Origin of the sequence: Streptomyces sp. SID8352, from assembly GCF_009862265.1 — a bacterium.
Lineage (GTDB): Bacteria > Actinomycetota > Actinomycetes > Streptomycetales > Streptomycetaceae > Streptomyces.
This window is the reverse complement of sequence record NZ_WWGX01000023.1, coordinates 50,030-64,607: the sequence shown is the minus strand read 5'-3', so window position 1 is coordinate 64,607 and position 14,578 is coordinate 50,030. Positions and strand designations below refer to the sequence as shown.

Here is a 14,578-nt window from a genome sequence, read left to right as displayed (position 1 = left end):
GGGGCGGACGGAGCGGGCGGGATCAGGCGAGGTTCGCCAGCGCCTCGTTCCAGGTGGCCGACGGGCGCATCACCGCGGCGGCCCTGGCCGGGTCGGGCTGGTAGTAGCCGCCGATGTCGGCGGGCTCGCCCTGCACCGCGTTCAGTTCCTCGACGATCTTCGCCTCGTTGGCGGCGAGCGTCTCGGCGAACGGCGCGAAGGTCTTGGCCAGCTCCGCGTCCTCGGTCTGGGCGGCCAGCTCCTGCGCCCAGTACAGGGACAGGTAGAAGTGGCTGCCGCGGTTGTCGATGCCGCCGACGCGGCGGGTCGGTGACTTGTCCTCGTTGAGGAAGGTCGCCGTGGCGCGGTCCAGGGCGTCGGCCAGGACCTTGGCCCGGGTGTTGCCGGTGGTCCCGGCGTACTGCTCCAGCGAGGGCACCAGGGCGAAGAACTCGCCCAGGGAGTCCCAGCGCAGGTAGTTCTCCTTGACGAGCTGCTGGACGTGCTTCGGGGCGGAGCCGCCGGCGCCCGTCTCGAACAGGCCGCCGCCCGCCATCAGCGGGACGACCGAAAGCATCTTGGCGCTGGTGCCCAGCTCCAGGATCGGGAACAGGTCCGTCAGGTAGTCGCGCAGCACGTTGCCGGTGACCGAGATGGTGTTCTCGCCCCGGCGGATGCGCTCCACCGAGAACCGGGTCGCCGCGACCGGGTCGAGGACACGGATGTCCAGGCCCTCGGTGTCGTGCTCCGCCAGGTACTCCCGGACCTTGGCGATCAGGTTGGCGTCGTGGGCGCGGCCCTCGTCCAGCCAGAAGACCGCCGGGTCGCCGGTGGCGCGGGCGCGGGTGACGGCCAGCTTGACCCAGTCGCGGATCGGGGCGTCCTTGGTCTGGCAGGCGCGGAAGACGTCACCGGCGGAGACGGTCTGCTCCAGGACGGCGACACCGTTGGTGTCGACCAGCCGGACGGTGCCGGTGGCGGGGATCTCGAAGGTCTTGTCGTGGCTGCCGTACTCCTCGGCCTTCTGCGCCATCAGGCCGACGTTGGGCACCGAGCCCATGGTCGAGGGGTCGTAGGCGCCGTTGGCGCGGCAGTCCTCTACGACGGCCTGGTACACACCGGCGTAGGAGGAGTCCGGGAGGACGGCGAGGGTGTCGTGCTCCTGGCCGTCCGGGCCCCACATGTGGCCGGAGGTGCGGATCATCGCCGGCATGGACGCGTCGACGATGACGTCCGAGGGGACGTGCAGGTTGGTGATGCCCTTGTCGGAGTCGACCATGGCCAGCTCGGGGCCCTCGGCCAGCTCGGCGTCGAAGGACGCCTTGATCGCGGCGCCCTCGGGCAGTGCCTCCAGGCCCTTGTAGATGCCGCCCAGGCCGTCGTTGGGGCTCAGACCGGCCGCGGCGAGTGCCTGGCCGTACTGGGCGAACGTCTTCGGGAAGAAGGCGCGCACCACATGGCCGAAGATGATCGGGTCGGAGACCTTCATCATGGTGGCCTTCAGGTGGACCGAGAACAGCACGCCCTCGGCCTTGGCGCGGGCGACCTGCTCGGTGAGGAACTCGCGCAGCGCGGCGACGCGCAGCACGGAGGCGTCGACGACCTCGTCCTTCTTCACCGGCACGGACTCGCGCAGCACGGTGGTGGTGCCGTCGTCGCCGACCAGCTCGATGCGCAGGGAGCCGTCCTCGGCGATCACCGCGGACTTCTCCGTGGAGCGGAAGTCGTTCTCGCCCATGGTGGCGACGTTGGTCCTGGAGTCGGCGGACCAGGCACCCATGCGGTGCGGGTGGGTCTTGGCGTAGTTCTTCACCGAGGCCGGGGCGCGGCGGTCGGAGTTGCCCTCGCGCAGCACCGGGTTGACCGCGGAGCCCTTGACCTTGTCGTAGCGGGCGCGGATCTCGCGCTCCTCGTCGGTCTTCGGGTCGTCCGGGTAGTCCGGCAGCGCGTAGCCCTGGCCCTGGAGCTCGGCCACGGCCGCCTTGAGCTGCGGGATGGACGCCGAGATGTTCGGCAGCTTGACGATGTTGGCGGCCGGTGTCCTGGCCAGCTCGCCCAGCTCGGCCAGGGCGTCCGGGACGCGCTGGTCCTCGGTGAGGTACTCCGGGAACACGGCGATGATCCGGCCCGCCAGCGAGATGTCGCGGGTCTCGACGGCGACACCCGCCTGCGAGGCGTACGCCCGGATCACCGGCAGGAGGGAATACGTCGCCAGGGCCGGGGCCTCGTCAGTGTGTGTGTAGATGATGGTCGAGTCAGTCACCGGGTGCTCCGCTCCACGTCTGCAACATTGCTCGACATCAAGATATCTCGTGAGCGCGCCGGGCTCGACAGGGGCCGGGCCGAGATTCCGGCCAAGGCGCCGCGCGTCGCCCGTTCCCGGCCGGGAAAGGGCCCTTGCCCCGGTATGGTCCCCGGGCCCCGGCGCGCAGGGGACTCCTTCCGTACCCCCGTTCCGGCGGAGGCGGCCCTCCGCTCGTCGCGGCGCGCGCATCGCCTTGACCTCGATCAAAGTTCAGGTTCTAGGGTCCCCGGCATGAGCATGGAAACCACGGCCTGGAGCCAACTGCGCACGGTCATGACCGCCGAGCCGGAACGCCGCCCCCTCACCCGCGCGACGCTGCGCCGCATCGCCGGCTTCGCCCGCCCCCACCGCGCCCGCATCATCCGCTTCGTGCTGCTCGGCATGGCGACCGCCCTGCTCGCTGTCGCCACCCCGGTCCTCGCGGGCCGGGTCGTGGACGTCATCGTCAGCGGCGGCGAGGAGGACACCGTCGTCCGCCTGGCCCTGCTGATCGCGCTCATCGCGGTCGCCGAGGCCGCGCTGGGCGTCGTCTCCCGCAGGCTCTCCGCCGTCCTGGGCGAGGGACTCATCCTCGACCTGCGCACGGCCGTCTTCGACCATGTGCAGCGGATGCCGGTCGCCTTCTTCACCCGGACCCGCACGGGAGCGCTGGTCTCCCGCCTCAACAACGACGTCATCGGCGCCCAGCGGGCCTTCAGCAACACCCTCTCCGGAGTGGTCAGCAACATCGTCACCCTGCTGCTCACCCTCGCCGTCATGCTCACCCTCTCCTGGCAGATCACCCTGCTCGCCCTCGCCCTGCTGCCGGTGTTCGTGCTCCCGGCCCGGCGGATGGGCCACCGCATGGCCCGCATGCAGCACGAGGCCGCCACCCTCAACGCCGCCATGGGCACCCGGATGACCGAGCGGTTCTCCGCCCCCGGCGCCACCCTCGTCAAGCTGTTCGGCCGCCCGGAGGAGGAGTCCGCCCAGTTCGCCGCCCGCGCCCGGCGCGTCGCGGAGATCGGCGTGCGCACCGCCACCGCCCAGGCCGCCTTCATCACCGCCCTCACCCTGGTCTCCGCCCTCGCCCTGGCCCTCGTCTACGGGCTCGGCGGCTGGTTCGCCCTGCGCGGCACCCTGGACGCCGGCGCCGTCGTCGCCCTGGCCCTGCTGCTGACCCGGCTCTACGCGCCCCTCACCGCCCTGGCCGGGGCCCGGGTGGAGGTGATGAGCGCCCTGGTCAGCTTCGAGCGGGTCTTCGAGGTGCTGGACCTGCGACCGCTCATCGAGGAGAAGCCGGACGCCCGCCCCGTCCCCGACGGCCCGGTCTCCGTCGAGTTCGACGGGGTCCGCTTCGGCTACCCCTCCGCCGACCGCGTCTCCCTGGCCTCCCTGGAGGAGGTCGCCACCCTCGACGCCCGGGGCGGCGAGGAGGTCCTGCACGGCGTCTCCTTCCGCGCCCGGCCCGGCGAGACCATCGCCCTCGTCGGCTCCTCCGGCGCCGGCAAGTCCACCATCGCCCAGCTCCTGCCGCGCCTGTACGACACCGACGGGGGCGCCGTCCGGATCGGCGGCGTCGACGTCCGCGACCTGACCGCCGGCTCGCTGCGGGACACCGTCGGCATGGTCACCCAGGACGGCCACCTCTTCCACGACACCATCCGCGCCAACCTGCTCATGGCCCGCCCCGGCGCGGACGACGCCGCGTTGCGGGAGGCACTGGACCGGGCCCGCCTCACCGAGGTCGTGCGGTCCCTGCCCGACGGGCTGGAGACCGTGGTCGGCGAGCGCGGCTACCGGCTCTCCGGGGGCGAGCGTCAGCGCATGACCATCGCCCGGCTGCTGCTGGCCCGCCAGCGCGTCGTCATCCTCGACGAGGCCACCGCCCACCTCGACAACACCTCCGAGGCGGCCGTGCAGGAGGCGCTCGGCGAGGCCCTCGCGGGCCGGACCGCCGTGGTCATCGCCCACCGGCTGTCCACGGTCCGCGCGGCCGACCGCATCCTGGTCGTCGAGGCCGGGCGGATCGTCGAGCAGGGCACCCACGACCAGCTCCTCGCCGCCGACGGCCGCTACGCCGAACTGCACCGCACCCAGTTCGGGCACCGCCGGGTCGAGGAGGCGGCGTAGCCCTCCGGGCGGCGGGACGGGGGGCCGGACGCGGTGGGGCGGTCCCCCGGGCCCCGCGCGCCGGGAGTGGTGAGCCGGGGACCGGGGGAGCCGGAGGGCGGAGCCAGGAACCGCGGGCCGATGACGGGACGCCGCCGGAGGCCCGGGGGACGGGATCGGGCCGGGGAGACCGGGGGACGCGGGACCGGGCCGGGCCGGGGAACGGGACCGGGGCGGGCATGGGAGACCGGGGAGACCGCGGGACGGGACCCCGGGGTGGTGGGGACGGGGACGCCGGGGGAGACGGGGAGGCGGGGACGGGGCGGGGCCCGGCGGGGCCGGGGCGGCCGACGGAGGCGGTCAGGTCACGTCTGCCTCCGGGAACATGGGCAGGTCCTGCTCCACCCACACCACCTTCCCGGTCGGGGTCCGGCACGACCCCCAGCGACGGCACAGCATGTTGATCAACTGCAGGCCGCGCCCGCTCTCGTCGCTCACGTCCGCGTGCTGGATCTGGGGCAGGTCCGGACCGGAGTCGGACACCTCCACCGACAGCCGCTCGTGGCGCACCAGCCGCAGCTCGCCCGGCGCGTTGCCGTACCGCAGGGCGTTGCCGACCAGCTCGCTGACGACCAGCTCCGTGGTGTCCACCAGCTCCTCCAGTCCCCACTTGAGCAACTGCTCGCGCACCGCGGTACGGGCCTGCCCGGCGGCCTTGCCGTCCGGCGGGAGCGTGCGCACGTACACGTCGCACTCCGGGACCAGCGGCCGGGCCGTGGCCACCAGGACGATCGCGTCGTCGGACCGGTCGGCGCCGATGCGGTCGGTGATCGCCCGGCAGATCGTCCCGTCGCAGGGCACCCCCTGGCCGATCACCTCCCGCAGCCGCTCCAGTTGCGTGTCCATGCTGTGCGCCCGCGACCTGATCAGCCCGTCCGTGTACAGCGTCAGCCGCGCCCCCTCCGCCACCGGCCACTCCAGGGGGTCGTACGGGATCACCCCGGTGCCCAGCGGCGCCCCCACGGGCACCGGCAGGAACTCCGCCCGGCCGTCCGGACCGGTCAGCAGGGGCGGCGGATGACCGGCGCTCGCGATCCGGAACGTGCCGTCGATCGGATCGTGGACCGCGCACAGACAGGTCGCGACCTGGTCCTCCTCCAGATCGCGGGCGGCCAGGTCCAGCCGGGCCAGCAGCCGCTCGGGAGCGATGTCCAGGGCCATCAGGGTGCGGGCCACCGTGCGCAGCCGCCCCATCGTCGCCGCGGCGGCCAGCCCGCGCCCCATCACGTCGCCCACCATCAGGGCGGTGCGCCCGCTGGGCAGGGCCACCACGTCGAACCAGTCGCCGCCGACGGCGGCCGGGTCGTCGGCGGGGGTGTAGCAGGAGGAGACGTCCAGCCCCGGGGTGGCCGGGCTGGAACGGGGCAGCAGGGCGCGCTGGAGGGTCACCACGTGGTCGCGCTCGCGGCCGTAGAGGCGGGCGTTGTCGATGGCCAGGGCGGCCTTGGAGGCCAGTTCCACGGCCAGCGCCACATCGGCGGGGGTGAACGGGGCGCGGCTGCCCGCCCGGATGAAGTCGGCCAGGCCCAGCAGCACCCCCCGGGCGATCAGCGGCACCGCCATGTAGGAGTGCACCCCGGCGCGGCGCATGATCTCCCCGGACTCCGCGGTGGGGGCCACGGCGGCGAAGTCCGACCGCTCCATCCGGGCGATCAGCACCGGCTCCCGGCTCGTCAGACAGCGCTGGCCGACCCGGACGGCGGAGTGCACGGCCAGCTCGCCCACCGGGTCGGGCGCGAGGTTCAGCCCGTCGATCTCCGCGACCGCCATCGCCCGCAGCGCCGGCGCGCCCCGGCTCAGGCCGCGGTCGCCCTCCTGGAAGCGCAGCACCGAGTCCAGCAGGTCCACCGCGGACCCGTCGGCCAGCTCCGGCACCGTGAACCCGGCCAGCTCCTCGGCGGTGCGCCGCAGGTCCAGCGTGGTGCCGATGCTCAGCCCCGCCTCGTTCAGCCAGGTGAGACGGCGGCGCGAGGCGATCGCGTCGGTCATCGGCCGCAGGGCCGCCCGTACGGCCCGCCGCCCGCCTACGAGGGGGTTCGGAGGCCGTCGCTCCCCGCGCAGCCAGTCTCGCTCCCGCACGCGCCGTCTCCTCTCAGGGCCTCCTCGCTCCGATTCTGCCCCTCCTGACACCCCCCGCGCCTGTCCGGGGGAAAGAAGAGCGGAACCGGCGGGCGTCCCGACCCGGGCCGGAACCCGGATCGGGGGCGGCGTGGGCCGACCGGCCCTGGCCCCCCTGCCCGCCATCGGGGACCATTTCCGTGGAAACCGAACACAGTACAAGGAGTCACCGATGGCGGACCCCGAGCAGGCCGGACCGGATGCACCGATCCGGGTCTTCCTCCTCGACGACCACGAGGTGGTACGGCGCGGAGTGCACGACCTGCTGAACGACGAACCGGACATAGAGGTGGTCGGCGAGGCCGCCACCGTGGAGCAGGCCCTCGTACGGGTCCCGGCCCTGCGGCCCGACGTGGCGGTCCTGGACGTGCGGCTGCCCGACGGCGACGGGGTGACCGTCTGCCGCGAGCTGCGCTCCCGGCTGCCGGAGCTGGCGTGTCTGATGCTGACCTCCTTCGACGACGAGGAGGCCCTGCTCGACTCGATCATGGCGGGCGCGTCCGGCTACGTGCTCAAGCAGATCCAGGGGTCCGACCTGGTCTCGGCGGTGCGCACCGTCGCCCGCGGCCAGTCGCTGCTGGACCCGAGCGCCACCACCAAACTGATGGCCCGGCTGCGCGGCGGCCGGCGGCCCGAGGAGAAGCCGGACGCCCTGCCCGGTCTGACCGACCGGGAGCGGGAGATCCTCACGCTCATCGGGGAGGGGCTCACCAACCGGCAGATCGGCCAGCGGCTCTACCTGGCCGAGAAGACGGTGAAGAACCACATCTCCCGGCTCCTCGCCAAGCTCGGTGTGGAGCGCCGCATCCAGGCCGCGGTCATCGCCACCCAGGCCCAGGACCGCCTGCGGGGCTGAGTTCCGCGGCCCGGGTCCCGGGCGGCACCGTCGCCGGAGCGCGTCCGGACCGCCTCCGGCACCCGGGCGGTGCCGCGCCGTCCCGGCGGTGCCCGGTGTCCGGGCCCGGCCGCCATGCGCGAGCGGCCCCCGGCTCCTCCGGTCCCGCACGGCCGGAGGAGCCGGGGGCCGGGTCCGTCAGAGGCTGCCGCTGCCGTGCGGGGCGTAGAGGTCCAGGAGCCGGACGCGGGCCGACTGGAGCCGGTGGGCGATCACCCGCCCGAGCCAGACGGCGACCGCCCGACCGAACTCGGCGTCCCGCTCGCACAGCGTCCGCACGGCGTCCGCGTCGAACTCCCAGGCCCGCACCGGGCTCACCGCCTCCGCGCCCAGCTGCCAGGTGTACGGCGGGAAGTGCCAGGAGCAGCCGACCAGCTCGCCGTGGCCCAGGGACTCGATGACCGCCGGGGGCCGTCCGGGCACCCGCGCGTCCAGGTCCACCGTGCCGGTCCGGATGATCCAGAACCGGTCGGCGGGCCGCTCCTCCTCGAACAGGCGGCTGCCCAGGTCGAAGGAGACCTCGCGGGCCAGGGCCATCAGCCGTTCCCGGTGCACGGCGGGCAGGGCCGAGGCCAGGGTGGTGGTGGAGTTCATGGCGCCGACTCCTCTCGTTGCTGCCGCCGCGACCGGCCGGCGGACACCGGTCCGCGCGTCCCCGCTCCTCCGGTCCCGCGGACAACCTCTCTCCTCCAGGGTCCGCCCGTCCGCGAGGCGGCGCCACGGGCCGCCCGGACCCGGATGGGGGCCGTTCGGCCCTACGGACGGCCGCGGGGCCGGGTGCCGCGAGGCCCCGCCGGGCCGTTACGGTGGCACCCGACAGCGGTGTTCGACCGGCGCCGCGCCGAAGGCCGGGAGGATCACCGGGTGGGAAGCCTCGAAGAGGCGGGGGAGGCCGGGGAGGCCCGGATGCGGCTCCCGCAGTTGCGGCTGGACGAACTGCTGGAGGAACTGCAGGCCCGCCTGGACGCGGCGCGCGGCACCCGGGACCGGGTGCACAGCCTGCTGGAGGCGGTGCTCTCGGTCGGCCGCGAACTGGACCTCGAACAGGCGCTGCGGCGCATCGTGGAGGCCGCGGCGGTCCTGGTGGACGCCGACTACGCGGCGCTCGGCGTGATCGGCCCGGACGGCAGGCTGCTGTCCGACTTCCTCACGGTGGGCCTCGGCGAGGAGGAGATCGCCCGCATCGGCCCCTATCCGCAGGGGCACGGCATCCTCGGCGAGCTGATCCGGCACCCCGAACCGCTGCGGCTGACCAAGCTCTCGGACCACCCCGCCTCGTACGGCTTCCCCGCGGACCACCCGCCGATGAACACCTTCCTCGGGGTGCCGATCCGGGTGCGCGACCAGGTGTTCGGCAATCTCTACCTGACCGAGAAGCGCGGCGGCGGCCGGTTCGACGAGGAGGACGAGTCCGTCCTGTCCACGCTGGCCGTGGCGGCGGGCGTGGCCATCGACAACGCCCGCCTCTACGAGGAGTCCCGGCGCCGGGAGCGCTGGCTGCGGGCCAGCGCGGAGATCACCCACACCCTGATGTCCGGCGGCGACCGGGCCGACGTGCTCCAGCTCATCGCGGAGCGCGCCCTGGACATCTCCGGCGCGGCCCTGGCCGTGGTGGCGGTGCCGATGCCGGACACCGACGCGCTCACCGTGGAACTCGCCATCGGACACCGGGCGGAGGCGCACCGCGGCATGGTGCTGCCCGTCGACGACAGCCTGATCGGCCACGCCTACTCCACCGGCGCCCCGGTCACCAGCGCCGACGTCGGCCGCGACGGGCGCGTCTCGGCCGGGCCGCCGCGCTTCGACGGGCTCGGCCCCGCCGTCGCCGTGCCCATCGGCACCAGCGAGGGCGTGCGCGGGGTGGTCCTGCTGGTCCGCGCGGCCGGACGGAGCGCCTTCGACGAGCAGGAGACCAGCCCGCTGCTGGGCTTCGCCGCGCAGGCAGCCGTCGCCATGGAGCTGGCCGAGCGGCGCCGGGACGCCGAGCAGATCGCCGTGCTGGAGGACCGCGACCGCATCGCCCGGGACCTGCACGACCTGGCCATCCAGCGGCTGTTCGCCACCGGCATGACCCTCCAGAGCGCCGGGCGGTTCATCGACCACCCGGGCGCCAAGGAGCGCGTCCTGCGGGCGGTGGACGACCTCGACGAGACCATAAAGATCATCCGGTCCACCATCTTCGGCCTGCGCACCCGCGACGACGACGAGATGCCCGGCCTGCGGGCCCGCGTCGTGCGGGTCGTGGGGGAGGCGGCGCCGGTGCTGGGCTTCACCCCGGGGCTGCGCATGGAGGGGCTGCTGGACACCGAGGTGCCCCGGGACGTCGCGGACGACGTGGTGGCGGTCCTGTCCGAGTCGCTGACCAACATCGCCCGGCACGCCGACGCCCACCGCGCCGAGGTGGTCCTGGAGACCGACGGCCGCACCCTGCGGCTCACCGTCGGCGACGACGGGGTGGGCATCCCCGTCCGGGGACGGCGCAGCGGGCTCCTCAACATGGGCGAACGGGCCCGCGCGCACGGCGGGGAGCTGGAGTGGAGCACGCCGGAGGACGGCGGCACCACCCTCGTCTGGGAGGTCCCGGTACCGGGGGCGTAGCCCCGCGCGCCGGGGTACCGGGCGGGCCCGGGTGCCGGGACGCCGTGTGTGCCCGTCCGCGCCCGTCCGTTCCCCGGGGCCCGTGCGGCCCCGGTCGCGCCGGTGGCGTCCACCCGGTGGCGCCCGCCGGTACCGCCGGGACGACCCGCCCGGCGCCCTGCGGCCCCCGTCCAGCCCCCCTTTCCCGGAGCCCCCGTCCGGAGCTCCCGCGGCGCCCGCCCGGACCGGCGCCCCCGTCTCCCGCTCACCCGACTCCCGCCGCGCGGTGAACCGCCGCCCCTCCCGCCCCGGCCCCCGGGACGCCACCCGAACCCGCCCCGGCTCCCGGGGAGTCTGGGCCGGCGGGTCACCTCGGTCACCGTCCTCCCCGCCGCCGGGCCGGCCGGCGGCCGGGACCATCGGGCACCGTGCCAGGGCCGTTCGGCCCTCGTTCGCCCCCGCCGTCCGTCCCAACCGGCCTGACAGGAAAAGCCGTTCGGCCTCGATCGGCTCTCCGGCCCCTCCGGGTGGGCCGAACGGGTGATAGACGGAATACAGCGGCGCCGAACCTGGCGCCCGCCCCCCACTTCCGTACTCCAGAGGGAGTCCCATGCTTTCCCCCGAGTCCGCCGCCGTCGTACGCGCCACCCTGCCCGCCGTCGGCGGGGCCCTGGACGAGATCACGACGCGGTTCTACGGCACGATGTTCGCCGACCGGCCCGAGCTGCTGGACGGACTCTTCAACCGCGGCAACCAGGCCAGCGGTGAGCAGCGGCGGGCCCTGGCGGGCTCCATAGCGGCCTTCGCCCAGGCCCTGCTCGCCGACCCCGGGGCCCGCCCGGACGCCCTGCTGTCCCGCATCGCCCACAAGCACGCCGCGCTCGGCGTCACCGAGGACCAGTACACGATCGTCCACAAGTACCTCTTCGGCGCCATCGCGGACGTGCTCGGGGACGCCGTCACCCCCGAGGTCGCCGCCGCCTGGGACGAGGTCTACTGGCTGATGGCCGGGGCCCTCATCGCCCGCGAGGCCCGCCTCTACACCGAGGCCGACGTCGACCCGCACCATCCCTGGCGGCAGTGGACCGTGACCGAGCGCCGCGAGGAGACCCCGGACGCGGTGTCCTTCCTGCTCCGCCCGGCCGACGGCGGCCCCGTGCCGCCCGCCCGGGCCGGCCAGTACGTCAGCGTCCGGGTGCGCATGCCCGACGGCGTGCGCCAGCTGCGCCAGTACAGCCTGTCCGGTTCCCCCGAGGGCGAGCTGCGCCGCATCACCGTCAAGCGGGTCCCCGGCGACGGCGGGGCGCCCGAGGGCGAGGTCTCCAACCTGCTGCACCGCACCGTGTGCGCCGGGGACGAGCTGACCCTGTCCGCCCCCTTCGGCGACGTCGTCCTCGACGACTCCGAGGCGCCCCTGGTGCTGGTCTCCGCCGGGATCGGCTGCACGCCGATGGCCGGCATGCTCGAACAGCTCGCCGCCGCCGGCTCCGGTCGCGAGATCTGGGTGCTGCACGCCGACACCAGCCCCGCCGACCACGCCCTGCGCACCGAGACCCTCCGCCTCGTGGACGAACTCGTCGACGCCAGGGCCCAGTTCTGGTACGAGCGCGACGCCGCCGCCGAACCGGGCGCCCGCACCGGCCTGATGGACGTCGGCGCCCTCGAACTGCCCTCCGACGCCGATGTGTACCTGTGCGGCCCGCTGCCCTTCATGCGCGATGTCCGCGCCCAGGTGCTGCGGGCCGGGGTGCCCGCCCGCCGGGTCCGCTACGAGGTCTTCGGCCCCGACCTCTGGCTCGCCCACACCGAGGACTGAGAACCGTACGGCCGCGGACGGGGACGCGGCCGTACGGGAAGGCCCCCGGCGACCGCACCGCGCGGCCGCCGGGGGCCTTCCCACGGGTCCCGGGCCCGGTCCCGCTCCCGGCCGCGCGGGGGCGGGAGCGGGCCGTCGGAGGCCGTGCCCGGCGCCCAGGTGCTCCGCGGGCCGCCTGCCGTACCCGGACGGCGGCCGGGCATGCGAGCGGCGCCGGTGGGCCGAACACGGGCGGGTCGGACGGCCCACCGGGCGCTCCGCACGCGCACCGGCCGGGTGAACGGCCGGGCCGTGAAGGGCAGGCAGGCGGTGAGGGCGTGCGGCCGGGACAGGAGCGGCGTCCCGGCGACCGCCTCCGGCCGCGGCCCGGGAGGTAACAGGCCCCCGGAACCACGCCCGTCCCCCCGATGACCGTGGACGCCGAGGATGTTCTGCGCGGGGCTCGCGGTGCCGCCGGGCGGCACCGCGGCCCGCGAGCGGCGGGAAGAGGACCTTGTCGCTCCGGTCGGTCACCCGCCTGCCGCGGCGGCTCGGCAGCCGGCGCGCGCACGGCGTGCCCGGCCCGGAGACCGTGGCGGCGCCCGCCACCGTGCCCGCCGAAACGGCGGTGGTGCGGACGCCCGCGGCGCCCGGCCCCCGGGCCGGACGCCTCCGCGCCGGTGCCGGGAGGCCCCGCCCGTCGCAACAGGGACCAATGGCCCTGTGATGAGGGCCGCTCGGCGCTGTGCCGGGCGCCCCGACCGGGGCAGGCTGGCGTTGATCGATTTCGGAGGCAGCACATGGACCACCGCAACCAGTCCCGGCCCGGAGCCATCCCCCGCCCCTGGCCGCGACGGGCACGGCGGCCGGTCTGCGACATCCTCCGCCTCGGTCGGCGTCCGGCCGTCGGCCACGTCTGCCCCGACTCCCGGGTGGCCGGACGCAACCGCCGGAGCGGACGGTGACCGGCCGCGGGGCCCTCGGGGACGCGACGACCCGGGACGGCACCCGCGGACGGCCACCGGACCGGGGCCGCGAGGCCGCTCCGGTTCCGGAGCGGGGAGCCGCACCGGGCGCGGGCAGTGGGGCCGCGCCCGGACGGGCTCCCCGTACGGACGTCCCGCCGGACCCATGGCCCGGGTCCGGCGGGACGCCGCACGTCGACGGGCGCACCGCCCCGGCCCCCGGCGCCACTCCCGCCTCCGGCAACGCCCGCCTTCCGGCCCCCGAGCCAGGCAACCGGGGCCGCGACTCCCGCCCGGCCCCCGGCACCGCCGTCGGCGCCGGCACCGCTCCCGGCGCCCGCTCCCTCCCCGGCGACGGCATCGTCCGGGGTCACGGTTCCCGCCCGGCCCCCGGCACCACGCCCGGCGCCGGCACCGCTCCCGGCGCCCGGCTCCGGGCCACGGCATCGACTTCCACGCCGGGGCGCTCCCGCCCGGTCGGCCCAGGCGCGCCCTCCGCCCCGGCGAGCGGCTCGTCCACCGCTTCCGCACGGAGCGCTCCGGAGCCCGGCTGTACCACCGCGGCACCACACCGATGCCCCAGAACATCGCCGACGGCATGTACGGCGCCGTGATCACCGACCCGCCCGGACCGGCCGAGGCGGACCGGGAGGACGTCCTGGTCCCCTCGCGGCTCCACCTCGGTACCCCGGGCGGCGGCCAGGTCGCGCGGATGCGGCGGAACACCCCCGACGCCCGGGCCTTCGACGGGACCGCCGTCCAGTACGCCGCGGCACCCCTCACCGCCCGCCCCGGGGAACGGGTCCGCCTCCGGGTGGTCGCCACAGGGCCCGGCGGCGGCGTCCCCCTCCACATCGTCGGCACCGTCCCCGACAGCGTGTGTGCGAGGAGGGCGCCCATCTGCCGCGGCCGGACGGTCCGGGCGGCTCCCCGGCGCTCGCCCTGGCCGTCGCCCAGGGCGGCTTCGTGGAGACCGTGTTCCCGGCCGCGGGGCACCACGGCAAGGAAGTGGTGTTCCCCGCCGCGGGACACCACTCCCTTGCCGACCGCGACACGCGCCGCGCGAAGGGCGGGGCGCGCGGCACGGTCGAGCTGCGCCGACCTGCGCGGCACGGGCCGGACGACGGATCGAAGGAGGGCCGCGTGACGGACACCGTGGGCCCCTGGCAGCTCGTGCGCTTCCTGCACGTCACCGGCGCGGTGCTCTGGGTCGGCGGCCAGCTGGCGCTGTCCCTGCTGGTGCTGCCGTTGGCCCGGCGGCTGCTGGAGCCGGGCCCCCGCGACCGCTTCGCCGCCGACGTCGGCAGGCGCTTCGGCATCCTGACCGGCGCCCTGTTCCTTCCGCTGCAACTGGGCACCGGCTGGGCCATCGCGTGGCACAAGGACGTCGGCTGGGCCACGCTCGCCGAGCCGGGCTACGGCCGGACCCTGGCCGCCAAGCTGGGTCTGTTCGCCGTCGTGATGCTGCTGGCCTCGGCGCACGGACTCGCCCACGCCAAGGGCCGTCCCCGCCTCGCCCGCGCGCTCGCGGTGGCCTCGCTGGCCGGCTCCGTCGGGGTCGTCCTGCTCGCGACCGCCCTGCCGGCCACCTGAGCGGGCGGCCGCACCCCTCCGGGCCCGGACACGGCTCCGTCCGTGCCCGGACCCCCGCCCGCGCCGCGGACCGGCGGCCCCTGCCCGGACGTGACCGGTGCCCCGGGGGTTCCGCTGTCCCCGGCCCCGCGCGGGCTCCCCGCCGCCGGGCCGATGGGGACCAGTGGCCCCGGGACAGGGCCCGCTGAGCCCTCGTCGAC

The 14,578-nt window shown here is 75.6% G+C and carries 8 protein-coding genes; 5 read left to right on the top strand and 3 right to left on the bottom strand.

The features are described from left to right. Positions 1-22: 22 nt before the first annotated feature. A complete protein-coding gene (locus GTY84_RS08115) occupies positions 23-2,242 on the bottom strand; it encodes an NADP-dependent isocitrate dehydrogenase (RefSeq protein ID WP_161225458.1) in 2,220 nt (739 codons plus the stop codon). Positions 2,243-2,515: 273 nt separating this feature from the next. Between GTY84_RS08115 and GTY84_RS08110 the strand changes: the two genes are divergently transcribed. Next, positions 2,516-4,396: an ABC transporter ATP-binding protein gene (locus tag GTY84_RS08110; RefSeq protein WP_161225457.1), complete on the top strand. Its 1,881-nt coding sequence runs from the start codon at positions 2,516-2,518 to the stop codon at positions 4,394-4,396. A gap of 339 nt (positions 4,397-4,735) precedes the next feature. Here GTY84_RS08110 and GTY84_RS08105 read toward each other — a convergent pair whose 3' ends face one another. Further along, positions 4,736-6,514, bottom strand: a complete 1,779-nt coding sequence (locus tag GTY84_RS08105) for a SpoIIE family protein phosphatase (RefSeq protein ID WP_161225456.1) — start codon at positions 6,512-6,514, stop codon at positions 4,736-4,738. Positions 6,515-6,725: 211 nt separating this feature from the next. Between GTY84_RS08105 and GTY84_RS08100 the strand changes: the two genes are divergently transcribed. Further along, positions 6,726-7,409 (top strand): response regulator transcription factor, encoded by a 684-nt coding sequence (locus GTY84_RS08100; protein WP_161225455.1) that lies wholly within the window; start codon positions 6,726-6,728, stop codon positions 7,407-7,409. A 177-nt stretch (positions 7,410-7,586) separates the two neighbouring features. Here GTY84_RS08100 and GTY84_RS08095 read toward each other — a convergent pair whose 3' ends face one another. After that, a complete protein-coding gene (locus tag GTY84_RS08095) occupies positions 7,587-8,042 on the bottom strand; it encodes a cyclic nucleotide-binding domain-containing protein (protein ID WP_161225454.1) in 456 nt (151 codons plus the stop codon). 312 nt (positions 8,043-8,354) lie between these two features. Between GTY84_RS08095 and GTY84_RS08090 the strand changes: the two genes are divergently transcribed. The 3 genes from GTY84_RS08090 (at position 8,355) to GTY84_RS33550 (ending at position 14,378) form a co-directional block, all read left to right on the top strand. Next, positions 8,355-10,046, top strand: coding sequence for a GAF domain-containing protein (locus tag GTY84_RS08090; RefSeq protein WP_161225474.1), 1,692 nt, complete (start codon positions 8,355-8,357; stop codon positions 10,044-10,046). 589 nt (positions 10,047-10,635) lie between these two features. After that, positions 10,636-11,841, top strand: a complete 1,206-nt coding sequence (locus GTY84_RS08085; RefSeq protein WP_161225453.1) for a globin domain-containing protein — start codon at positions 10,636-10,638, stop codon at positions 11,839-11,841. Positions 11,842-13,664: 1,823 nt separating this feature from the next. Further along, positions 13,665-14,378, top strand: a complete 714-nt coding sequence (locus GTY84_RS33550; protein WP_237532133.1) for a hypothetical protein — start codon at positions 13,665-13,667, stop codon at positions 14,376-14,378. Positions 14,379-14,578: the final 200 nt, after the last annotated feature.